21 protein-coding genes are annotated in these 20,174 nt (G+C 64.7%); 9 read left to right on the forward strand and 12 right to left on the reverse strand.

Going from position 1 to position 20,174, the window contains the following annotated elements; translation table 11 throughout:
* Positions 1 to 24 precede the first annotated feature (24 nt).
* A complete protein-coding gene (locus LC343_RS06655) occupies positions 25 to 1,758 on the forward strand; it encodes an OmpA family protein (protein WP_223476327.1) in 1,734 nt (577 codons plus the stop codon).
* Positions 1,759 to 1,979: 221 nt separating this feature from the next.
* The gene (locus tag LC343_RS06660; protein WP_223476328.1) at positions 1,980 to 2,729 is read left to right on the forward strand and encodes a PAS domain-containing protein; all 750 of its coding nucleotides are present in this window, start codon (positions 1,980 to 1,982) and stop codon (positions 2,727 to 2,729) included.
* Positions 2,730 to 2,860: 131 nt separating this feature from the next.
* Here the strand turns inward: LC343_RS06660 and LC343_RS06665 are convergent, their stop codons facing one another.
* The 8 genes from LC343_RS06665 to LC343_RS06700 form a co-directional block, all read right to left on the reverse strand.
* Positions 2,861 to 3,988 carry a beta-ketoacyl-ACP synthase III gene (locus tag LC343_RS06665; protein WP_223476329.1) on the reverse strand — a complete coding sequence of 376 codons (1,128 nt, stop codon included), beginning with the start codon at positions 3,986 to 3,988 and terminating at the stop codon, positions 2,861 to 2,863.
* Between the two features lie 113 nt (positions 3,989 to 4,101).
* Complete coding sequence (locus tag LC343_RS06670) at positions 4,102 to 4,671, reverse strand: TetR/AcrR family transcriptional regulator (protein WP_223476330.1); 570 nt, start codon at positions 4,669 to 4,671, stop codon at positions 4,102 to 4,104.
* A 72-nt stretch (positions 4,672 to 4,743) separates the two neighbouring features.
* A complete protein-coding gene (locus LC343_RS06675) occupies positions 4,744 to 5,127 on the reverse strand; it encodes a cupin domain-containing protein (RefSeq protein ID WP_223476331.1) in 384 nt (127 codons plus the stop codon).
* Positions 5,128 to 5,270: 143 nt separating this feature from the next.
* Positions 5,271 to 5,777 (reverse strand): hypothetical protein, encoded by a 507-nt coding sequence (locus tag LC343_RS06680; RefSeq protein ID WP_223476332.1) that lies wholly within the window; start codon positions 5,775 to 5,777, stop codon positions 5,271 to 5,273.
* Between the two features lie 291 nt (positions 5,778 to 6,068).
* Positions 6,069 to 7,844, reverse strand: a complete 1,776-nt coding sequence (locus LC343_RS06685; RefSeq protein ID WP_223476333.1) for an SLC13 family permease — start codon at positions 7,842 to 7,844, stop codon at positions 6,069 to 6,071.
* A 70-nt stretch (positions 7,845 to 7,914) separates the two neighbouring features.
* The gene (locus tag LC343_RS06690) at positions 7,915 to 8,664 is read right to left on the reverse strand and encodes an SDR family oxidoreductase (protein WP_223476334.1); all 750 of its coding nucleotides are present in this window, start codon (positions 8,662 to 8,664) and stop codon (positions 7,915 to 7,917) included.
* Positions 8,665 to 8,692: 28 nt separating this feature from the next.
* Positions 8,693 to 9,181 carry a cupin domain-containing protein gene (locus tag LC343_RS06695; RefSeq protein ID WP_223476335.1) on the reverse strand — a complete coding sequence of 163 codons (489 nt, stop codon included), beginning with the start codon at positions 9,179 to 9,181 and terminating at the stop codon, positions 8,693 to 8,695.
* Positions 9,182 to 9,219: 38 nt separating this feature from the next.
* Positions 9,220 to 10,707, reverse strand: a complete 1,488-nt coding sequence (locus LC343_RS06700) for an aldehyde dehydrogenase family protein (RefSeq protein WP_223476336.1) — start codon at positions 10,705 to 10,707, stop codon at positions 9,220 to 9,222.
* Between the two features lie 158 nt (positions 10,708 to 10,865).
* On the opposite strand from LC343_RS06700, the gene zwf reads away from it, so the two are divergent.
* Genes zwf through LC343_RS06720 form a run of 4 tightly spaced genes read left to right on the forward strand, consistent with a single transcriptional unit; the run spans position 10,866 to position 15,132 of the window.
* Complete coding sequence (zwf, locus tag LC343_RS06705) at positions 10,866 to 12,335, forward strand: glucose-6-phosphate dehydrogenase (RefSeq protein WP_223476337.1); 1,470 nt, start codon at positions 10,866 to 10,868, stop codon at positions 12,333 to 12,335.
* Positions 12,325 to 13,041, forward strand: a complete 717-nt coding sequence (pgl, locus tag LC343_RS06710; protein WP_223476338.1) for a 6-phosphogluconolactonase — start codon at positions 12,325 to 12,327, stop codon at positions 13,039 to 13,041. The genes zwf and pgl overlap by 11 nt, the downstream gene beginning before the upstream one ends.
* Before the next feature lie 37 nt (positions 13,042 to 13,078).
* Entirely contained in the window at positions 13,079 to 14,896 is a 1,818-nt protein-coding gene (gene edd, locus LC343_RS06715) for a phosphogluconate dehydratase (protein ID WP_223476339.1), read from the forward strand.
* Positions 14,896 to 15,132 (forward strand): YdeI/OmpD-associated family protein, encoded by a 237-nt coding sequence (locus LC343_RS06720; RefSeq protein ID WP_223476340.1) that lies wholly within the window; start codon positions 14,896 to 14,898, stop codon positions 15,130 to 15,132. The genes edd and LC343_RS06720 overlap by 1 nt, the downstream gene beginning before the upstream one ends.
* 6 nt (positions 15,133 to 15,138) lie before the next feature.
* Here LC343_RS06720 and LC343_RS06725 read toward each other — a convergent pair whose 3' ends face one another.
* The 3 genes from LC343_RS06725 to LC343_RS06735 form a co-directional block, all read right to left on the reverse strand.
* Positions 15,139 to 15,819 (reverse strand): GNAT family N-acetyltransferase, encoded by a 681-nt coding sequence (locus LC343_RS06725; RefSeq protein WP_223476341.1) that lies wholly within the window; start codon positions 15,817 to 15,819, stop codon positions 15,139 to 15,141.
* The gene (locus LC343_RS06730) at positions 15,812 to 16,312 is read right to left on the reverse strand and encodes a MarR family winged helix-turn-helix transcriptional regulator (RefSeq protein ID WP_223476342.1); all 501 of its coding nucleotides are present in this window, start codon (positions 16,310 to 16,312) and stop codon (positions 15,812 to 15,814) included. Before LC343_RS06730 ends, LC343_RS06725 begins: the two co-directional genes overlap by 8 nt.
* A gap of 92 nt (positions 16,313 to 16,404) precedes the next feature.
* Positions 16,405 to 17,262: an AraC family transcriptional regulator gene (locus LC343_RS06735; RefSeq protein WP_223476343.1), complete on the reverse strand. Its 858-nt coding sequence runs from the start codon at positions 17,260 to 17,262 to the stop codon at positions 16,405 to 16,407.
* Between the two features lie 56 nt (positions 17,263 to 17,318).
* Here LC343_RS06735 and LC343_RS06740 point away from each other — a divergent pair, with 56 nt between their 5' ends.
* Complete coding sequence (locus LC343_RS06740; RefSeq protein ID WP_223476344.1) at positions 17,319 to 17,930, forward strand: LysE family translocator; 612 nt, start codon at positions 17,319 to 17,321, stop codon at positions 17,928 to 17,930.
* 7 nt (positions 17,931 to 17,937) lie between these two features.
* On the opposite strand, the gene LC343_RS06745 is transcribed toward LC343_RS06740, so the two are convergent.
* Entirely contained in the window at positions 17,938 to 18,351 is a 414-nt protein-coding gene (locus LC343_RS06745; RefSeq protein ID WP_223476345.1) for a MerR family transcriptional regulator, read from the reverse strand.
* A gap of 389 nt (positions 18,352 to 18,740) precedes the next feature.
* Here LC343_RS06745 and LC343_RS06750 point away from each other — a divergent pair, with 389 nt between their 5' ends.
* Positions 18,741 to 18,992: an acyl carrier protein gene (locus tag LC343_RS06750; RefSeq protein WP_223476346.1), complete on the forward strand. Its 252-nt coding sequence runs from the start codon at positions 18,741 to 18,743 to the stop codon at positions 18,990 to 18,992.
* Positions 18,993 to 20,174 (forward strand): acyl-CoA dehydrogenase family protein, encoded by a 1,182-nt coding sequence (locus LC343_RS06755; RefSeq protein ID WP_223476347.1) that lies wholly within the window; start codon positions 18,993 to 18,995, stop codon positions 20,172 to 20,174.

The raw sequence follows: 20,174 nt of genomic DNA on the forward strand, positions 1-20,174 counted from the left end.
GGGACGCGCTAACAGAGAAAAATGATGACCAAGAAACGATTCTACCAGAATTCCACGGCCATCGCGCTTGCGTTGGCCATCACGCTGCCGGCACCGGCGCAGATCGCTTTCGCACAGGACGGCACGCCGCCGGTCAATTGCGAGGAGACCCCCGATCACCCGGACTGCGCGGTAGCACCCGAGGCCCCCGCGGAGGAACCGGCGGCGGAGGAACCGGCGGCGGAAGAACCCGCGCCCGAGCAACCCGCAGCAGAGGAAGCGCAGCCCGCGCCTGAACCGGAGCAGCCGGCCGCCGAGGAGCCCGCACCGGAACAGCCGGCCGCAGAAGAGCCCGCGCCCGAGCAGCCCGCTGCCGAAGAGGTTCCGCAGGAGGCCCCAGAGCAGCCGGCGGCGGAGGAACCGCAAGCAGAACAACCCGCAGCGGAACAGCCTGCCGCCGAGGAGCCGGCCGCAGCGGAGCCCGCTGCCGAGGAACCGGCACCGGAAGAGCCCACCGTGGAAGAAGAGCCCGCCATGGAGGAGGCACAGCCGGAAGAACCGGCCGCCGAGCAACCCATGGAAGAGCCGAAGGCCATGGAACCGTCAGCCGAGCCCGAGCAGCCGGCGATGGAGGAAGGCGCGGCCGAGCAGCCTGAAATGCAGGACATGCAGTCCGGCGAGCGCAAGCGTCGCGGCGACGATCAAGACGAGACACGCCGCAAGGGCGACCGTCGCGACGGCAAGAAGCGCGACCGCGCCGATGCCGAGCAGGTCGAGGAGCCCACGATCGTCGTGCCCGACGATGTGACCGAGGAACAGCGGGGCCGTATTCGCGCCGACGAAAAAGAACGACGCGAGGAAGCGCGCCGCAATCGCGGCGAAACAATCGGCGCGGCCGCCGTCGGCGCCATTCTGGGCGCTGTCATTCCCGCTCTCGGCGGACGTGTGATCCAGGACGAAGGCGACCGCATCATCGTCGAGCGTGACGGCGAATATTACGTTCGCAAGGACGAGAGCAGCTTGCTGCGCGATGGCGACGCCGAAGTGACCGTGCAGCGGCTTCGCGGCGGACGGACGCTGGAAACCGTCACGCGGCGCAACGGCGTGCGCATCGAGACCGTCCGCGACGAGGGTGGTTACATCCTCAAGCGGACCCGTATCCTGCCGAACGGGCGCGAAATTGTGCTGATCGACAATCGCGGCCGCGACGACCGCCGTCGGGTGGATTACGAGCGCAGGCTGCCGCCGATCCGCGTCGATATCCCGCGCGACCGCTACATCATGCCGGCGCGCCGGGCGAGCCGCCAGGATATCTTCGACACGATCACCGCGCCGCCGGTCGAGCGGGTCGAGAACGACTACACGCTGCGCGAGGTCCGCGAGAGCGAACGTCTGCGCGCCAAGGTCCGGCGTGTCGATCTCGACACGATCACCTTCGAGACCGGGTCGGCGATCGTGCGCGAAAGCCAGGTCCCGCTTCTCGAGGATATGGCGCGTGCCGTTCTTGCCCTGATCGAGCAGGATCCTTCAACCGTGATCCTCGTCGAAGGACACACCGACGCGATCGGATCGGATGTTTCGAACCTGGCGCTGTCGGACCGTCGCGCGGAAACGGTGGCGCGCATCATGGTCGACCGCTACGGCGTGCCGCCCGAGAACCTGGTGACGCAGGGCTATGGCGAGCAGTTCCTGAAGATCGACACCGAGCGGGCCGAGGCGCAGAACAGGCGGGCAACGATCCGAAACATCACGCCTCTTCTCACGGCCAATAATCGCTAAGGCCCCGGACCGGAAACAACCATCCCGCGCGGCCTCGCGCGGGATGTGCCATGCGCAAAAGAACCGGATTTCCCGAACGTAAGAGAAGTCAAATGCGGCGCGGGTGACGGCGTTTACTTGAAAATTATTGCCGGCCGACCGAGAACCGGGTTAAATCGCCTTTTTAATGGCGGATATAACAGGTATGGTCCCCCTGCTTGAACAGGGGCGCGCAAGCAAAAATGGATCTCTCGTCACTCATCGACGATTATCGGCACTGTGAAACCGCGCTCTCGCGCGCCATTCAGGTCGAGGACAGCGCGGCAATTCGCGAACTCGATATCCGTATGCGGTGGTTTCGCAATTCGATTCGCGATGCGTCCTCCAAATGCATGTTCGAACGGCGCATGCAGATCGACTTCTTCATGGATCTCGTCTCCAAGACGACAGACCATTCGGCCGACAAGCCGCCGCTTTCAGACCTGCACGCCGTGATCGACCGCTATGTCGCAGACGGTGCGAAATCCCGAGGCAACGATCGGAACGCGACGCCCGCGCTCGATGCAGAGCTTGGACGCCGCATCTTCGAAGACGGACTGCCGGACCGGGAGGCGATGAGCATGATCGAGTTGACCAACCTTCGGATATCGACGGTCGGAACGGATTGGCGCATCGGCTACACCTCGCCGGCCAACGGGCGCTTCCACGGAAAGCCGCCGGACGCGATCCACGACCGGCACATCGTCGAGCTGATCGGCGACCGGCGTTTCGAAAAGCGTGCCAGAGCCTATCTCGAACGCTGTTTCGGCGGCGAAGACCTGAGCTATTGCTATTATCTCGACACCGAGGATCACGGCAGGCTTCTGCTCGAATGCCAGATGCTGACGCAGCGCAGGAGCGATGACGCGGTCGGCGGCGCGATCATCGTGATGCGCGACCTGACCGAGGATTTTCGCGATCCGATCCGTTCCGCCGAGGAAAACCGCGTCTAGCGCCGGTCTCCACGCAAAATCTCGAGCATTTCTACCCGCAAGAGGTTCCGGCGGCTTTCCGGGCGCTTCGCAGGGTTCTCGGCGAAGACGGCTTCGCGGCGATCACCTGCCATAAGCTGAGGCGCACCCGCTCAGGCAGCCTTGCGGACGATCACGCTGCCTGCCGAATAGCCCGCGCCGAAGGAGCAGATGACGCCGAGCGCGCCCGGTTCTAGATCGTCGGAATATTTCGAGAAGGCGATGATCGAGCCGGCGGAGGAGGTGTTGGCGTAGTCCTGCAGGATGTTGGGCTGCTCGCCCTTTTCCGGTGTCCGGCCGAGCACGCGCGCGCCGATCATGTCATTCATGCCCTTGTTGGCCTGATGCAGCCACAGCCGTTCGAGATCGCCCGGTTTCAAATCCTCGTCGGCGAGATGGCCGAGGATCAGGTCGATGACGATGGGCACGACCTGCTTGAAGACCTTGCGGCCCTCCTGGCGAAACAGCATGTCGCGGCGGTCCTGCATGTGGCCTTCGCGGGTGCGGCGCAGGAAGCCGTTGTTGTTTCGGATGTTGTTGGAAAATTGCGTCAGGCAGCGCGTCGAGACGATTTCGAACCGGCCCGGCGCGGTGGCGAGGTCCGCGCGTTCGAGGACTACGGCGGTGCAGACATCGCCGAAAATGAAATGGCAGTCGCGGTCGCGCCATTCCAGATGCGCGGAGCAGATCTCCGGGTTGACCATCAGGATGGCGCGCGCGGAACCGGAGCGGATCATGTCGGCGGCGGCCTGGATGCCGAAGGTCGCCGAGGAACAGGCGACATTCATGTCGAAGGCGAAACCGTTAATGCCAAGCGCCTGCTGGACCTCGATGGCGATGGCCGGATAGGCGCGCTCGTGGTTCGACGCGGCGCAGATGACGGCGTCGATATCGGCGGCGGTGCGGCCGGATTTTTCCAGCGCGACCGTCGCGGCCTTCAGCGCCATCTCGGCCATGACCGAGAGTTCGTCGTCGGACCGTTCGGGCAGCACGGGGTGCATGATTTCCGGATCGAGCGTGCCCGTCTTGTCTAGGACGTAGCGGCTTTCGATGCCCGACGCCTTGACGATGAAGCCCTCGTCGGACTGCGGGATCGGCTCGCGCTCGCCGCGTTCGATCTCGTCGGCGTGCAGCGCGTTCTGCCGGTCGGCATAGGCGTTGAAGGCGGCGACGAGCTCGGCGTTGGAAATCGTCTGTTCCGGTGTGAAGACGCCGGTTCCGGATATCGAGACTGCGTGCATTCGAAATGCCCTGGAAAATTCGAGGTGGCGAGGGCATAAGCCTTCCGACCCGGCAATTCAATGATGAGCGTCGCCGAAGCCGCGGACCGGTCTGCCGGGCAAACGTCCGCGCATTACTTCAGCGAGGCGAGAAAATAGTCGACCATGGCGTCGAGCGATTCCGGACTTCGCTTCAAACGGCTGCGCAGCGCAGCGCCTTCCCAGCAATCGACCAGCAATTCCGCCATCTGCTGCGTATCGCAACCGCCGCGGATATCACCTTCGCGCTGTGCTTCGTCCAGGCAGATGGCAAGCCGTTCGGCAATCGAGGAGAAGCAGGCGTCGATCTTGCGGCGAAACGGCTCGCTCATGCCCGACAATTCCTGACCGAGTGCGCCCATGAGGCAGCCCAGATATCCGTCGGACTTGTAGCTTTCCTGTACGAGACCGAAGAAATGGCGAACACGATCCAGCGGGGGGAGTTCCTTCGCCTCGACGCACTGGTCGAGAACGGTGTGGACATTCGCCAGATAGGTGTCGATCACCGTGAGCGCGAAATCCTCCTTGTCGCGGAAGTGATGGTAGAAGGATCCCTTCGGGATGCCCGTCTCGTCCAGAAGCTCCTTGATGCCAAGGCTGCCATAGCCCTGCTCCAGCAACATCCGCAAACCCGCTTCTATCAGGCGTTGCTTGGTCGAATGCACGTTCTGGCTTCTCGCGACTGGCGGGGTGATCAGCCGCCGGGAGGCGTGTCCTCCCCGCGACAGAGCGGATTGTTACCGGGTTTTCTCGATCATGTGATCGATGACCTCGGTATGTTCATGCTGCGGACTGAACATAACGATCTCGGCATCGTCGTCCACATGGACATTGTGACCGGGCGGCCAGTGGAAAAGGTCATTGGCGCTGACGGTTTCCTGTAATCCGTCGACATCCGTGGTCGTGATCCTGCCGCTCAGCACGTAACCCCAATGGGGGCATTGGCAGAGGTTGCCCTCCAGTCCCTGGAAGAGCGGCGTGGTGTCGACGCCGGCCGCCAGGGTGAAATACTCACCGCTGATCCGTCCGTATCCTCCCACATCACCGAAGTCCCGGTGCTGGCGCACGACCACGCCCGGCAGTTCCAGCTTGATCTCGACATCTTCCTTGGCGACACGCATGACGTCCTCCTTGCTTTAAACTAGACCGATCAGTCTAATCGGAGGGTATGCCTAATCCCCGGACAGTCAAGCTGTTTATGGACGCGCCCTTTCCAGGGCTGTTGGCGGGAGATGTCGCGCCGCCCTGGGGCAGCGCGACAGGATCAGAACGGATTGACCGCGTCGGCGACGCGCTTGACGCCGACGATGACCGCGCCGCCGACCTTGGCGGCACCGTCGGCGGCGACATCGATGGGCTTGGTCAGGGTTTCCTTGTCGGGCGTAAGCGCGCCGATCGCCGTGGCGACGCGGGCGAGCAGACCCGGTTCCTTTTCGGGCTCCGCCGGCGGCTCGGGATAGGGCTGGGCGAGATCCCCGGCCGGCAAGGCTTCGTCACCGACTTCGGCGGGCGTTTCCGGAGGAATCGGAACGGGAACCGGTTCGCCGGTTTCGGCGGTCTGCTGCATCGGCACGGAGCTTTGCGGCGAGCACACGGCGACGACCGTCGGATAATCGGCCTCGACGCTCGCCTGCAAGAGCGGCTCGGAGGCGGCGCGACAGGCTTCGACGGTCTCGAAATGCTCGGTGCCGACGCGCACGAAATCGCATTGCGTGCCGCTGTCGTCGCAGCCGAGTAGGCTCAGAACTATAAGGGCTTCAGCGCCAGCCATGGATTACACTCCTTTTCGGGTGGCCGGACAGGCCACGATGTTGCGTGCTTGCGACGGCAATCCGACGAAGATGGGGCAATAACGGAGAATTCGGCAAGCGGCCATCACGCGGGGGCGAAATAACCGTGTACGCGGAATTTGCCGCGCAGAGTTTTCATGTTACGTTACGTAATGTAACGAGAAGCACCCAACCCCCATCCCGATGCGGACCGTTACCAAGGCCGGGCTTTCGAGGGGGAGCCCGGCCGTTTTTCAGGCCTGCCGAAAAGCCCGTCTTCCCGTTTCAGAAGACTATAACGGCCACACCAGCAGAATCGTCGGGATCGCAACGACCAGCACGAGCACTTCCAGGAAAATGCCCATGCGCCAGTAGTCGCCGAAGGCGTAGCCGCCCGGCCCCATGATGATGGTGTTGTTCTTGTGGCCGATGGGCGTGAGGAAGGCGCAGGAGGCAGCCACCGCGACGCCGATCAGGAAGGGATCGGGATTGACGTTGAAGGAATTGGCGACGCCGACGGCAATGGGGGCGGCGATCAGCGTGGTCGCGACGTTGTTGAGGAAGTCAGACAGCGTCATGGTGACGACCATCAGCACGGCGAGCACGACCCAGACCGGCGCGCCGCTGGTGGCCGACACGATGGTCTCGGCGATCAGTTGCGTTCCGCCGCTGTCTTCCAGAGCGAGGCCGAGCGGGATCAGCGAGCCGAGCAGGACGATCACCCGCCAATCGACGGCCTCGTAGACCTCGGTGCCGTTCAGAAGGCCCATCAGCACATAGGATACGACGACGAGGCCAAGCGCGATGTCGAGCGTGACGAACCCCATAACGGAGGCTGCGATGGCGGCGGCGAAGGCGCCGATCGCCATGGTCGCCTTGCCGCGCTGGAGCATTTGCGTCTTGCCCTCGGCGAGCGGCAGGACATTGAGCCAGCCGGCGATCTCGCTGATGCGTTCCTCCGCGCCGAGCAGGAGCAGCACGTCGCCCGGCTGGATCTTGACGTGACGCACGCGCTCGCGGAACCGCTTGCCGTTGCGCGAGACGCCGAGAAGCGTGATCGCGTGACGGTATTGCAGCCGCAAATCCATCGCGGAACGGCCGACGATGCGCGAGCCGTCCGGAACGATGGCCTCGATAAGGGTCAGCGACGGGCCGGCGACGCCGCCCTCGTGTTTCTCGGAGCCGGAGAAATCGAACTCGGCGGCGCCCATGAAGGTCTCGATCGACTTCGGATCGCCCTCGAGGACCACGAAATCGCCCTTGGTGAGCGTCTCGTTGCGCGAGAAGCCCGGCAGGCGGCGGCCCCGGCGGACAAGGCCGATGACGGCGATGTCGTTGTCATTGGCGAGCGGGTAGAGCTCGTGCACCTTCATGTCGATGAATTTCGAGCCCTCCTTGACGCGAGCCTCGGCGACGTAGAGCCCGGCCTCCTCGCCGCTCTTGACCTGGGACGGCCTGTCGCGCGCCGGGATCAGCCGCCAGCCGACAAGCGCGACGAAGGCGATGCCGGCGATCGACACGGCCAGGCCGACCGGCGCGAAATCGAACATCGAGAACGGTTCGCCGAGCGCGCGGTCGCGATATTGCGCGATGACGATGTTGGGCGGCGTGCCGATCAGCGTGATCATGCCGCCGAGGATGGTGGCGAAGGAGAGCGGCATCAGGGTGAGTGCGGCCGCGCGCTTCGCCTTGGCGGACGCTTCGAGGTCGAGCGGCATCAGGAGCGCCAGCGCCGCGACATTGTTGATGACCGCCGAAAGCGCCGCGCCGACGACCGACATGACGCCGATATGCATCGGCACCGAGCGCTCCGGCGCGACGACGAGGCGGGCGATGCGCTCGACCGCGCCGGAATTGACCAATCCGCGCGAGACGATCAGCACGAGGCCGATGATGACGACGGCCGGATGACCGAATCCCTCGAAGGCCGCCTCCGGCTCGACATGGCCGGCGACGACCGCGATGAGGAGCGCCGAAAAGGCGACGAGATCGTAGCGGACCTTGTCCCACACGAAGAACACGAAGGCCGCCCCGAAGAGCGCGAAGAGAAAAATCTGGTCGCCGGTCATGGCTCTTCCGTATCAGAGGATTGCGGCAAGGCAAGAACGGCGCCCGGCCTTCCGGGTTCCCGTTGGCCGCTCAAATGCAACGGCCACCATCGACTTCCAGCGCCACCCCGGTGATGAATTCCGCCTCGTCGGAGGCGAGCCACAAGGCCGCATTGGCGATATCGAGCGGGGTCGACAGGCGGCCGAGCGGGATGGAGGCGCGGAACAAGGCCCGCTTTTCCGGCGTATCCTCGCCCATGAACTGCGCCAGCATGCCGGTTTCCCCGGCGACGGGGCAAAGGCAGTTGACGCGAATGTTCTTCGGCGCGAGCTCGACGGCCATCGACTTGGTGGCGGTGATCGCCCAGCCCTTGGACGCATTGTACCAGGTCAGGCCCGGACGGGGACGCAGACCGGCGGTGGATGCGGTGGTGATGATCGCGCCGCCACCCTGTTTTTCCATAACAGGCACAACGGCGAGCGCGGAGAGGTAGATCGCCTTCATGTTGACGTCGGCGATACGGTCGAAGGTTTCCTCGTCGACACCCAGCATGTCGCCGTTCGGATGCGTATAGCCGGCATTGTTGACCATGATGTCGATGCGGCCGAAACGCTCCAGGGCGGTCGCGGCCATGCGATCGACATCTTCCCTGCGCGCCACATCGACGGCCAGCGGAAGGGCCGCTGCGCCGATTTCGGATGCGACCCGTTCGGCGCCCTCACCGTTCAGATCGGCGACAAGGACATTCGCGCCCTCCTCGGCGAAGCGTTTCGCCATGCCTTCGCCGAAACCCGACGCCGCGCCGGTGACAATCGCGGATTTTCCTGCAAGCCTTGCCAATTCGCCTCTCCCTTCCCGTCGGACGCGCCTATTTCTTCGCGCCGGCGACCGGCTCGCCGATATGGTCGTGATCGACCAGGTTCCACTTCATTCCGGCATTGCGATAAATACGCTTCCTGAGCTTGGTATAGTCGCCCACGTCATGCGCCAGACGCTCGCCGACCACGATGCAGCGGAACGGCTCCGTGCCGGTATTGGTCATCGAATGTGCGAGCCCGCCCTTGCGATAACCGATGAAATCGCCGGCCTTTACCGGAAAGGACTCTTCGCCGATATGCGCCGTCGCCTCTCCGGAGAGGACGTAGACGCACTCATCCTCGTAGTAATGGACATGATGCTCCGTGGTATCGCGGCCGGGCTCGACCTCGATGATGTGAAAGCCGAACCCGGTCAGGCCCGTCTCGTCACCCAGCGACTTGTTTATGCGGATGGCGTTGGGATTGAGGAAATGGGTCTTCTTCAGGCCCGGCATTTCCTCGATCTCCTCGCGGGTCATCAGGTATTTCTCGTCCGACATGGATACCTCTCCGGAATGAATTGCCAAGCCGATGCAGATCAGCCGTGATTGAAAACGGTCGTCTTCGTCGCCGACATGTCCATCAGCGCCTCGAAGCCCTTTTCGCGGCCATGACCGGACCTGCCGAAGCCGCCGAAAGGCAATTCGATGCCCCCGCCCGCGCCATAGGCGTTGACATAGACCTGGCCGGCGCGAATGCGTTTTGCGACGCGGTGCTGGCGGCCGCCGTCGCGCGTCCAGACGCCCGCGACCAGCCCGTATTCCGTGCCGTTGGCGAGGCGAACCGCTTCCTCCTCGCCCTCGAAGGAAAAGGCGGCGAGAACCGGACCGAAGACCTCCTCCTGGCCGAGCGCCGACAGCGGATCGACCGCGCCGAACAGGACGGGCGCCTGATAGTGTCCGCCTTGCGGGGCGTCGTCGGCGACGCTGCCTTTTGCCAGAACCGGAAAGCCCGCGGCCTCCGCCTCGGCGATCATCGCGGCGACGCGTTCGGCCTGACGGGTATTGATCAGCGGGCCGAGATCGCCGTCGCGGTCGTGCGGTTCGGCGACAAGCGCCTCGAACCGCCGGGCGAGTTCGGCGGTGAATTCCTCGTGGATCGGCTTTTCGACCAGCACCCGGCTTCCGGCCGAACAGGTCTGGCCGCCATTCTGGATGATCGCGTTGACGACGACGGGTAGCGCCGCGTCGAGGTCCGCGTCGGCGAAGACGATCTGCGGCGACTTGCCGCCAAGCTCCATGGTCACGCCGCGATTGTTGCCGGCGGCGGCCTGCTGGATCGCCGTGCCCGTGCCGGGCGACCCGGTGAAGGTGACGTAATCGACGCCGGGATGGCCGGACAGTGCCGCACCGGCCTCCGCGCCATAGCCCGTAACGACGTTGAAGACGCCCGGCGGGCAGCCGGCCTCGAGCGCCAGTTCGGCGATGCGGACCGTGGTGAGCGAGGCGTCCTCGGCCGGTTTCACGACCAGCGTGTTGCCCATGGCAAGCGCCGCGCCCGCGACACGGGCGAGGATCTGCAGCGGGTAATTCCACGGAATAATGCCGGCGACGACACCATGCGGCTCGCGCGTGGTGATGGCGGTGTAGCCTTCAAGGAACGGGATCTGGCTGCCATGCGCCTTGTCGGCGGCGGCGCCGTAATATTCATAGTAGCGGATCGCCGCCGTGACATCGGCGACACCCTGACGGGCCGGTTTTCCGGTATCGCGCGATTCCAGCGCCGCGAGTTCGTCGGCGTGCTGCTCGACAAGTCCGGACAGGCGGGTCAGCACGCGGCCGCGTTCCGTGGCGGTCATGCGGCTCCACGGGCCGACCTCGAAAGCATGGCGGGCGGAGGCGACGGCGGCATCGATATCGGCGGTCTCTCCCCGCGGGATCGAGGCGAAGACGCGACCGTCGGACGGACAGGCGACCTCGATGCGCGCGCCGGATTTCGCACCGACCATCTTGCCGCCGATAACGTTCAACGCCGCGCGCTCCTCGGCCACCGTGCGCAGCAAAGTGGTGTCGGGCGTCTTGAGCATGTCGTCATTCCCTGCAAACATCGACGGATGCGACCGTCATCCTCCCACGGTCTAGCACACCGGAACCGCCAAGCGACAAAAATACATTTGCGATCTGGTCTTTTTAAATCGATTAGATTATAACGCCGCCGACTCCTCTCGCCAGACAGGAAACATCCATGTCCGCACAGATCATCCCCGTCGATCCCTTCGACTACATCGTATTCGGGGGTACCGGCGATCTCGCCGAGCGCAAGCTTCTTCCCGCACTGTATCACCGCCAGGTCGGTGGCCAGATCGTCGATCAGACCTGCATCATCGGCGCCTCGCGCACCGAGATGACCGACGACGAATATCGCGCATTCGCGCGCAAGGCGCTGGAACAGTTCATCAAGGAAGACCTCGACGAGGACGAACTGCAAAAATTCCTCGCAAAGCTGCGCTACGTCTCGGTGGACGCCAAGTCCGACAAGGGCTGGGACGACCTGAAGGCGAAGCTGGACGGCGATCCGCACAAGAAGCGGGCTTATTATCTCGCCGTCGGCCCATCGCTGTTCGGCGATTTCGCGACCAAGCTGCGCGAGCACGGGCTGATTACCGACGAGACGCGCATCGTCGTCGAAAAGCCGATCGGCCGCGACCTGGAATCGGCCGGCATCCTCAACGACACGCTGGGCGAGGTCTTCACCGAGGATCAGGTCTTCCGCATCGACCACTATCTCGGCAAGGAGACGGTGCAGAACCTGATGGCGCTGCGCTTTGCCAATGCGCTCTATGAGCCGCTATGGAATTCCGCGCATATCGATCACGTGCAGATCACCGTGGCGGAATCGGTCGGGCTCGAGGGGCGGGCCGGCTATTACGACCGCGCCGGCGCGCTGCGCGACATGGTGCAGAACCACATGCTGCAGCTTCTGTGCCTCGTGGCGATGGAACCGCCCTCTTCGATGGACGCGAATGCGGTGCGCGACGAGAAGCTGAAGGTGCTGCGCTCGCTCGGGCGGATCGACGAGAGCAATGTCGAGGAATTGACGGTTCGCGGACAGTACAGATCGGGCGCCTCGAATGGCGGTCCGGTGAAGGGCTATCTGGAAGAGCTGGAAGGCGGCGTCTCGAACACCGAGACCTTTGTCGCCATCAAGGCGGAAATCGGAAACTGGCGCTGGGCCGGCGTGCCCTTCTATCTGCGCACCGGCAAGCGGCTGGCGCAGCGCGTCTCCGAGATCGTCATCTCCTTCAAGCCGGTGCCGCACTCGATCTTCGGCAGCGCGGCGGGCCGGATGGTCGCCAACCAGCTGGTGATGCGGCTGCAGCCGGACGAAGGCGTCAAGCAATGGCTGATGATCAAGGACCCCGGACCGGGCGGCATGCGGCTGCGCCACGTGCCGCTGGACATGAGTTTCGCGGAGAGCTTCGGCGTGCGCAATCCGGACGCCTATGAGCGGCTCATCCTGGACGTGATCCGCGGCAACCAGACGCTGTTCATGCGCCGCGACGAGGTGGAGGCCGCGTGGCAGTGGATCGATCCGATCCTGAAGGCGTGGGAGGGGAGCGAGCAGCCGGTGCGGCAATACACGGCGGGCACATGGGGGCCTTCGGCCTCCATCGCCCTGATCGAGCGCGACGGACGGACATGGTATGAAAACTGATCCGGACGACAGGCTCCACCGGCACGATTATCCCGACCGCGAGGCGCTCGCCATCGCGCTGGCGGCGGGCATCGCGGCGAAACTGGCGGGCGCGATCGCCGAGCGCGGCGAGGCGTCGCTCGCGGTTTCCGGCGGCTCGACGCCGAAGCGGCTTTTCGCCGTGCTGTCGGAAACCGACATTTCCTGGGACCGGGTGACGGTCATCCTCGTCGATGAACGCATCTGCCCGCCCGATTCCGACCGCGCCAACCAGAAGCTGGTGCGCGAGACGCTGCTGCAAGGCAATGCCGCGAAAGCGCATTTCGTCGCCTACGAGACCGCGGCGGAGCTGCCGATCGCAAATGCCGAGAAGAGCGAGGCGCTGTTCGCCGGCCTTCCCTGGCCGCTCGACGCCGCGGTGCTCGGCATGGGCACGGACGGGCACACAGCCTCGTTCTTCCCGGGTGGCGACCGGCTTTCCGACGCGCTCGACACGGCCGGCGAAACCCGCGTTTTGCCGATGCAGGCAGACGGCGCGGGCGAACCGCGGCTGACGCTTACCCTGCCCGCCCTTCTGGACGCACGGTTCCTCGCGCTCCATATCGAAGGGGAAGAAAAGCGCGGCGTGTTCGACACGGCGCTTGCCGGAACCGACGCCAATGCCATGCCGGTGCGCGCCGTGCTGCACCAGGACAAGACGCCCGTACACGTGTTCTGGGCGCCGTAACCGCTCTATAAATTCACATCACAGGGAGCCCTGACCCATGAGTGACGTGCAGAAATCGGTGGCCGAGGTCACGGAACGCATTCGCGAACGTTCGCGCCTGACGCGCGAAACATATCTTGAACGGCTGCGCGCCCGGGCCGAGATGGGCCCGAAGCGCACGAAATTGTCCTGCGGCAACCTTGCCCACGGCTTCGCGGCCTGCGGACCGTCCGACAAGGAAGACCTGATGGGCGACACCGTGCCCAATCTCGGCATCATCACCGCCTATAACGACATGCTGTCGGCGCATCAGCCGTATGAGACCTTTCCCGCCCTGATCAAGCAGGCGGCGCGCGAGGCGGGCGGCGTGGCGCAGGTGGCGGGCGGCGTGCCGGCGATGTGCGACGGCGTCACGCAGGGCCAGGACGGCATGGAACTGTCGCTGTTCTCGCGCGACGTGATCGCGATGGCGGCGGGTATCGGCCTGTCGCACGACATGTTCGACGCGGCGGTCTTCCTCGGCGTCTGCGACAAGATCGTGCCCGGTCTGACCATCGCGGCGCTGACCTTCGGGCATCTTCCCGCGATCTTCGTGCCCGCAGGCCCGATGACCACCGGCATCTCCAATGACGAGAAGGCCAAGACCCGCCAGCTCTATGCCGAAGGCAAGGTCGGCCGCGACGAGTTGCTGAAATCGGAGAGCGCCTCCTATCACGGGCCGGGCACCTGCACCTTCTACGGCACGGCGAATTCCAACCAGATGCTGATGGAGATCATGGGCCTGCACATGCCGGGCTCTTCCTTCGTCAACCCGAACACGCCGCTGCGCGATGCCCTGACCAGGGAAGCCGCGAAACGCGCGCTCGCCATCACCGCGCTCGGCAACGAGTTTACCCCGGTCGGCGAGATGATCGACGAACGCTCGATCGTCAACGGCGTGGTGGGGCTGCACGCCACGGGCGGATCGACCAACCACACGATCCACCTGATCGCCATGGCGGCGGCGGCCGGCATCAAGCTGACATGGCAGGACATTTCCGACCTGTCCGACACGACGCCTCTCCTGGCGCGTGTCTATCCGAACGGACTGGCCGACGTGAACCATTTCCAGGCCGCCGGCGGGCTGGGTTTCATGATCCGCGAACTGGCGAGCGAGGGGCTGCTGCACAGCGACGTGCGCACCGTCTTCGGCCAGGGGCTGGAGCCCTATATGGTCGAGGCGAAGCTGGACGGCGACACGGTGGTGCGCGAACCGGCGCCCGCAAAATCGCATGACGACCAGGTGCTCGCGCCAATCACCGCGCCCTTCCAGACCAATGGCGGGCTGAAGATGCTGACCGGCAATCTCGGCAAGGCGGTCATCAAGATCTCCGCCGTCAAGCCGGAACGCCACGTCATCGAGGCGCCGGCCGTCGTGTTCCACAGCCAGGAAGCACTGCAGGAAGCCTTCCGCAAGGGCGAGCTGGAAAAGGATTTCGTCGCCGTTATCCGCTTCCAGGGGCCGAAGGCGAACGGCATGCCGGAACTGCACAAGCTGACGCCGTCGCTCGGCGTGCTGCAGGACCGCGGCTACAAGGTTGCGCTGGTGACGGACGGACGCATGTCCGGCGCGTCCGGCAAGGTTCCGGCGGCGATCCACGTGACGCCGGAAGCGCTGGACGGTGGCCCGATCGCCAAGGTGCAAAATGGCGACATGGTGCGTGTCGATGCGACCGAGGGCACGCTGGAAGTGCTGGTGCCGGCGGCGGAGTTCGACGCGCGCGAGGCGGTGATCGCCGATCTGTCAGCGAATGCTTACGGAACCGGACGCGAGTTGTTCGAGACCTTCCGCAATGTCGCGGGCCGCGCCGACGTGGGCGCAAGCGTCTTCGCCTGATGCCGCTGAAGCGCGCATTGCAGCCCATGCCCGCCTTCGTGGCGGCGGCGCTGGACGAATCCGGCCTGCGCGACGCCTATGAGGCGCGGCCGGATTACCAGCGCAACGACTATCTGGGCTGGATCAACACCGCCAAGCGCGAAACGACCAAGCACAAGCGGCTGACGCGAATGCTGGAGGAACTGCGCGAGGGCGACGTCTATATGGACATGCCGTGGGGCGGCTCCAGGCAGTAACGCCGCTCAGCCGCGCACCAGCATCTGCACCGTGATGGTGCGCTGCCATCGAAATCCGAGCGTTTCGTATAGCCTGATCGCCGACGCATTGGTCTCGTAAGCGTGCAGAAACGGGGTTTCGCCGTCGCGCAGGATGCGGGTCGCAACGATGCGCGACAGGAGACCCGCATAGCCACGCCCGCGAAAATCGGGATGCGTGCAGACGCCGCTGATTTCGCGATAGCCTTCCACATGCAGCCTTTCGCCTGCCATCGCGGCAAGCCGGCCATCGACACGAATGCCGACGAAGCGGCCGAGCCGGTACGTGTCGAGCAGGAAGGGGCCGGGCCGGGTCAGTGTCGCCAAAGCCAGCATTTCCTCCGCGTCGGCATCGCCGAGCGGGACGATCTCGTCGGCCGGATCGGCGGGAACGAGATCTTCCGCGTGCATCTGGACGATATTGGCCTCGGTCGCGATTTTCAGGCCGGGCGGGATTTCGCCGCCGCCCTTTCGGGCCAGGAGAATGCCGCCGCCTTCGGGCACGAGGGCGACGAGAGCACGCAGGCATTCCTCGCTATCGTCGCGCGACGCGGCGAAGGGCGAGACATTGGGCGGAAAGCGCATCGCGTCGGGTCCACCCTCGGCCCAATGTGCCTGTTTAGAGGTCAAAGCGGCCCAGACCGGCCGGTCGAGAACATGATCAGCCATCGTCGCGCTCCTGCATCTTGCGCGCGACGCGCCGGTCCAGCGGCAGGCTGTCGAGTTCCTCCTCGATCCGGTCGAGTTGCTGCAGGATCGGACCGTCGAGGGAGGCGCACATCTCGCGAACCGCCGCCTCGACATGGGGCCACAGGTCACGCATGCAGCGTTCGACGACGGATGCTCCCGTGTCGGTGAGCATGACCGGTTTGCGGCGCTGGTCTTCGCCCGCGGGCGCAGGCTTCACCATGCCATCGGCGGTGAGCTGGCGAAGGCTGCGCGTGACGCCGGGCTGGGATACGCCAAGCGCCGTGGCCAGCTCACCCACGGTCAGCGCGCCTTCGCCGTGAAGCGTCTGGAGAAGCGGCCAGATGCCGGGCGGCTGCTCGATCCCCTCGCTTGCGAGGAAGCGGGCGGTTTCGGCCTGCATGCGCTCGCCGACACGTTTCAGCCGGCTGCCGAGCGGGAGATATCCCAACTCCTTCGTGAAATCCCTGACCATGATCAACCTCACCCAATAACACGTTATATAACGTGTTATGTTAATATGGATTCGTCAAGCGGAAATCGGGATTCCAATCGGAAACATCGAAATCAGGCGGCCATGTCGAGGCGGTAGCGTGCGGGCGTCGTGCCGGTCAGTTGCTTGAAGGCTTTCGAGAAATGCGGCTGGTCGGCGAAGCCGGTGGCAAACGCGGCCTCGGCGGGCGCGAGGCCCGTCTCGAGCAGATGGCGCGCCTTCCGGATGCGGAACTGGCGAAGCCATGCATGCGGCGGCAGGCCTGTCGCCTTGCGGAAGGACCGGATCATGTGGCGCGGCGTGACGCCGGCGATGCGGGCGAGATCGTCGATCGTGACGCGCTCGCCGTAATGGGCTTCAAGGTGCCCAAGCGCGCGCGCCGCCGCGGCGGAACACGCCCGCTCCTCACGCCCCGGCCCGCGACTGGCGTGGCGGCCGAGACGGAACAGGCCTTCGAGCAGGTGCTCCTGCCCGGCGAGCGGATCGACGCCCGGCGCGGACGCCCGCAGCAGCAATTGCCAGCATTCCGGATCGGTCACGACGCCGGAGACGAACCATGCGTCGCTTCCGAGCCCCGCTTTTTCGAGGAAGGATTGCGGCGCATAGATCCCCGTATAGACCAGCCGGTCCTCGCCGAAGCGGCCGCCGGTGTGGACATCGCCGGGATTGATGACCGTGATGCCGCCGGGCTCGACCGTGTGGGTTCTGCCCTCGCGCATGAAGCGCATCACGCCGAAGCGCATGATACCGAGCATGAGGCCGTCATGGGTATGCGGGGCGAAATGGTGATCGTGAAACGACGCATCCATCAGGTCGACGGCGGAGAAGCCGGGCATGCGGCGGAACCGCGCCCGGTCACGCGGCGACTCGAAGACGGGTTCGGTCGATAGCGCCTGCATGTCCGTTTCCACCACCATGTCACTTTTCGACAAGACCGGACCGCCTCGCGGCGGCAGGATCGCGGCCCGATGAAAACGGAAAGCCCGCGATGACCGGTTTCGACCTTCTCGTGTCCTATGTCACCTTCTGCGCGATCATGGCAGGAACGCCCGGCCCGAACAACATGATGATGTTGGCGTCGGGCGTGCGGCACGGCACGCGACGCTCGCTGCCGCTCTCCGCCGGCGTGGCCGTCGGCATGGCGGTGCTGTTCGGCGCGACCGGTTCCGGCCTCGGCGCGGCGTTCTCCGCGCTGCCCCTGCTGGCGCTCGGGCTGCGCTTCGTGGCGGCGGCTTTCCTGTTGTGGCTGGCCTGGAAGATCGCGACCGCCGGCCCGCTCAGGCGCAATGACGACGATCTCGAAATTCTCGGCTTCGGCACGGGCGTCGCCTTCCAGTGGATCAATCCGAAGGCCTGGGCGGCGGCGATGAGCGCGGCGGCGACCTACCTGCCGGAGGGGGCCGGTTTCGGCACGGTTGGCGCGGGCGCTGCGATCATGGGGCTGGTGGCGCTTTGCGCGACGACGCTTTGGGTCGTCTTCGGGACATGGCTCAGCCGGTTCCTGCACGAACCGCGGCGCGCGCATGTCTTCAATGTCGCGATGGCCGCCCTGCTGCTCGTCTCGACGCTGCCGATCCTGTTTGGAAAGCTGGCGATCTGATCGACGCTCAGTGCTCGGTCTCGCAGCGGCCGTGATCGGCGAGAACCTGCATGATATTGCAGTCGCCGGCCTGATCGGCATGGCAGTTCGCCTCGACGCGGGTCAGTTCCTTCTCAAGCCGTTTCAGCCGGGCGATGCGTTCGCGGATCGCGGCGAGATGCGATGTGGCGATGCGGTGCGCCTCGTCATGAGGCATGGCGGGGTTCTCGCTCAGGCGGACCAGTTCGCGGATCGCCTCCAGCGACAGGCCGAGATCGCGGGCATGGCGAATGAAGGTCAGCCTGTCGAGCGCCGCGTGCGTGTAGCGCCGCTGGTTGCCGGCGGAACGCTCCGGCGCGTCGATCAGGTTCATCTGCTCGTAATAGCGGATGGTCGGCACCTTGACGCCGGACCGGCGCGACATCTCACCGATGGAGAGCATGAGCGTCATCCTTTCTCAAAAGCTTCAGTCTCTGGAGATATCTTGTCGGCGACGTCAGATTCAAGCCGCGGAAATCCGAACATTTCGTTGCCTCCGCACATGCCCGGTAACCGAATGCCGACCCTTGCCGCACCCGCATGAACCCAGCCGCCTGTCGCCGCGCGGGCAAGGTCAACGACGTCCGTCAGCACGGTGCACACCTGTTTCAAAACGGGACGCTGGCCTGAAAAGACACGCCGAGTCCCGCGATATTACAGCGCGTCGGAACACAACTTGACCGTTAACCACATCGCTTAAGCACACCTTATAAAAATAGCCGTAAGAGAACATGCATCGGAGCCAAAACGCGCCAATATCGAAGCGCGCTTCCAGAACAGGGAATCCAAGGCATGAACTCCACCATTCGCGACCTCCTGACCAAACATGGCCGCCTGCCGGTCTCCGTCGACACGATTGCCGACGACGCGGACCTTTACGAAGCAGGCCTTTCCTCTTTCGCTTCCGTCCAGCTGATGCTGGGCCTGGAAGAGGCCTTCGATATCGAGTTTCCGGAAACCCTCCTGAACCGCAAATCCTTCTCGTCGATCAACGCGATCGCCGCGTCCGTCAGCCAGATCACTGAAACGCAGCAGGTGGCCTAAATGAACGTCGCCAGCCCGATTACGGCTCTCTCGCTTGCAGAACGCGCCCAAAGGGCTGCGAAGGTTGCGGCGGAATTCGCCGATACAGTCGACCGGGAAGCCCGCTTCCCGAAAGAAGGCATGGATGCCGTCAAGGCCGAACGGCTGATGGGTATCCAGATCCCCGTCCAGCATGGCGGCGAAGGCGCGACGATGAGCGAAGTCGCCGAGGTCTGCTCGATCCTCGGCAAGGCTTGCGCGGCGACGGCCATGACCTACGCCATGCACCAGATCCAGATCGCCAGCCTGTCGGATCATGCACCGGACAGCGCCTGGCACGAGGCGTTCCTGAAACGCATCTGTGACGAGCAATTGCTGATCGGATCGGCGACCAGCGAGGCCGGCATCGGCGGCAATCTGCGCAATTCCGTCTGCGCCGTGGACGTCGAGGGCGACATCGTCCGGCTCGAAAAGAACGCCACCGTCATTTCCTATGGCGCCGATGCGGACGCCATCATGGTGACCTCGCGCCGTCACAAGGATTCGCCGCCGAGCGACCAGGTCGCGACGCTGTTCACGAAGGACCAGTACACGCTTGAGCACACGGCGGAGTGGGACACGCTCGGCATGCGCGGCACCTGCTCGGACGGCTACATCTTCCGCGGCGAAGCGCCGGCGGAACAGATCCTGCCCAAGCCCTTCGCGGAAATCGCGGCGCAATCCATGCTCGCGGTATCGCATCTTCTTTGGGGCGCGCTGTGGTTCGGCATCGCCGCCGACGCGGTGAACCGGGCACAGTCCTACGTGCGCGCTGCCGCACGCCGGTCTCCGGGCCAGACGCCTCCCGGCGCGCTGCGCCTCGCCGAGGCATCCAGCATGCTGCAGCAGGTGAAATCGAATGTCGTCGCCGGGCTGAAGCAGTTCGAAGCCGGCAAGGGCGATCCCGATGCGCTTTCGGCGATGGGCTTCGCGGTCGCGATGAACAACATCAAGATCGGCACGTCCCAGACCATTCTCGACATCATCAACCAGTGCATGCTGATCTGCGGCATCCAGGGCTACAAGAACGGAACGCCCTACAGTCTCGGCCGGCACCTGCGCGACGCGCATTCGGCGCAGTTGATGATTTCCAACGACCGCATTCTCGGCAATACGTCGACGATGCTTCTCGTCGGCAAACAAGAAACCAGCCTTCTGAGGTAA

It is taken from the genome of Oricola indica, from assembly GCF_019966595.1.
Taxonomy (GTDB): domain Bacteria; phylum Pseudomonadota; class Alphaproteobacteria; order Rhizobiales; family Rhizobiaceae; genus Oricola; species Oricola indica.

Coding starts and splice junctions, on each gene's coding strand:
- LC343_RS06750 (WP_223476346.1), top strand. CDS start 18,741: ATGAACTCCACCATTCGCGACCTCCTGACCAAACATGGCCGCCTGCCG.
- LC343_RS06745 (WP_223476345.1), bottom strand. CDS start 18,351: ATGCTCTCCATCGGTGAGATGTCGCGCCGGTCCGGCGTCAAGGTGCCG.
- LC343_RS06740 (WP_223476344.1), top strand. CDS start 17,319: ATGACCGGTTTCGACCTTCTCGTGTCCTATGTCACCTTCTGCGCGATC.
- LC343_RS06655 (WP_223476327.1), top strand. CDS start 25: ATGACCAAGAAACGATTCTACCAGAATTCCACGGCCATCGCGCTTGCG.
- LC343_RS06685 (WP_223476333.1), bottom strand. CDS start 7,844: ATGACCGGCGACCAGATTTTTCTCTTCGCGCTCTTCGGGGCGGCCTTC.
- LC343_RS06755 (WP_223476347.1), top strand. CDS start 18,993: ATGAACGTCGCCAGCCCGATTACGGCTCTCTCGCTTGCAGAACGCGCC.
- zwf (WP_223476337.1), top strand. CDS start 10,866: ATGTCCGCACAGATCATCCCCGTCGATCCCTTCGACTACATCGTATTC.
- LC343_RS06725 (WP_223476341.1), bottom strand. CDS start 15,819: ATGGCTGATCATGTTCTCGACCGGCCGGTCTGGGCCGCTTTGACCTCT.
- LC343_RS06665 (WP_223476329.1), bottom strand. CDS start 3,988: ATGCACGCAGTCTCGATATCCGGAACCGGCGTCTTCACACCGGAACAG.
- LC343_RS06675 (WP_223476331.1), bottom strand. CDS start 5,127: ATGCGTGTCGCCAAGGAAGATGTCGAGATCAAGCTGGAACTGCCGGGC.
- LC343_RS06730 (WP_223476342.1), bottom strand. CDS start 16,312: ATGGTCAGGGATTTCACGAAGGAGTTGGGATATCTCCCGCTCGGCAGC.
- LC343_RS06720 (WP_223476340.1), top strand. CDS start 14,896: ATGCCGCTGAAGCGCGCATTGCAGCCCATGCCCGCCTTCGTGGCGGCG.
- LC343_RS06695 (WP_223476335.1), bottom strand. CDS start 9,181: ATGTCGGACGAGAAATACCTGATGACCCGCGAGGAGATCGAGGAAATG.
- LC343_RS06700 (WP_223476336.1), bottom strand. CDS start 10,707: ATGCTCAAGACGCCCGACACCACTTTGCTGCGCACGGTGGCCGAGGAG.
- LC343_RS06660 (WP_223476328.1), top strand. CDS start 1,980: ATGGATCTCTCGTCACTCATCGACGATTATCGGCACTGTGAAACCGCG.
- LC343_RS06680 (WP_223476332.1), bottom strand. CDS start 5,777: ATGGCTGGCGCTGAAGCCCTTATAGTTCTGAGCCTACTCGGCTGCGAC.
- edd (WP_223476339.1), top strand. CDS start 13,079: ATGAGTGACGTGCAGAAATCGGTGGCCGAGGTCACGGAACGCATTCGC.
- pgl (WP_223476338.1), top strand. CDS start 12,325: ATGAAAACTGATCCGGACGACAGGCTCCACCGGCACGATTATCCCGAC.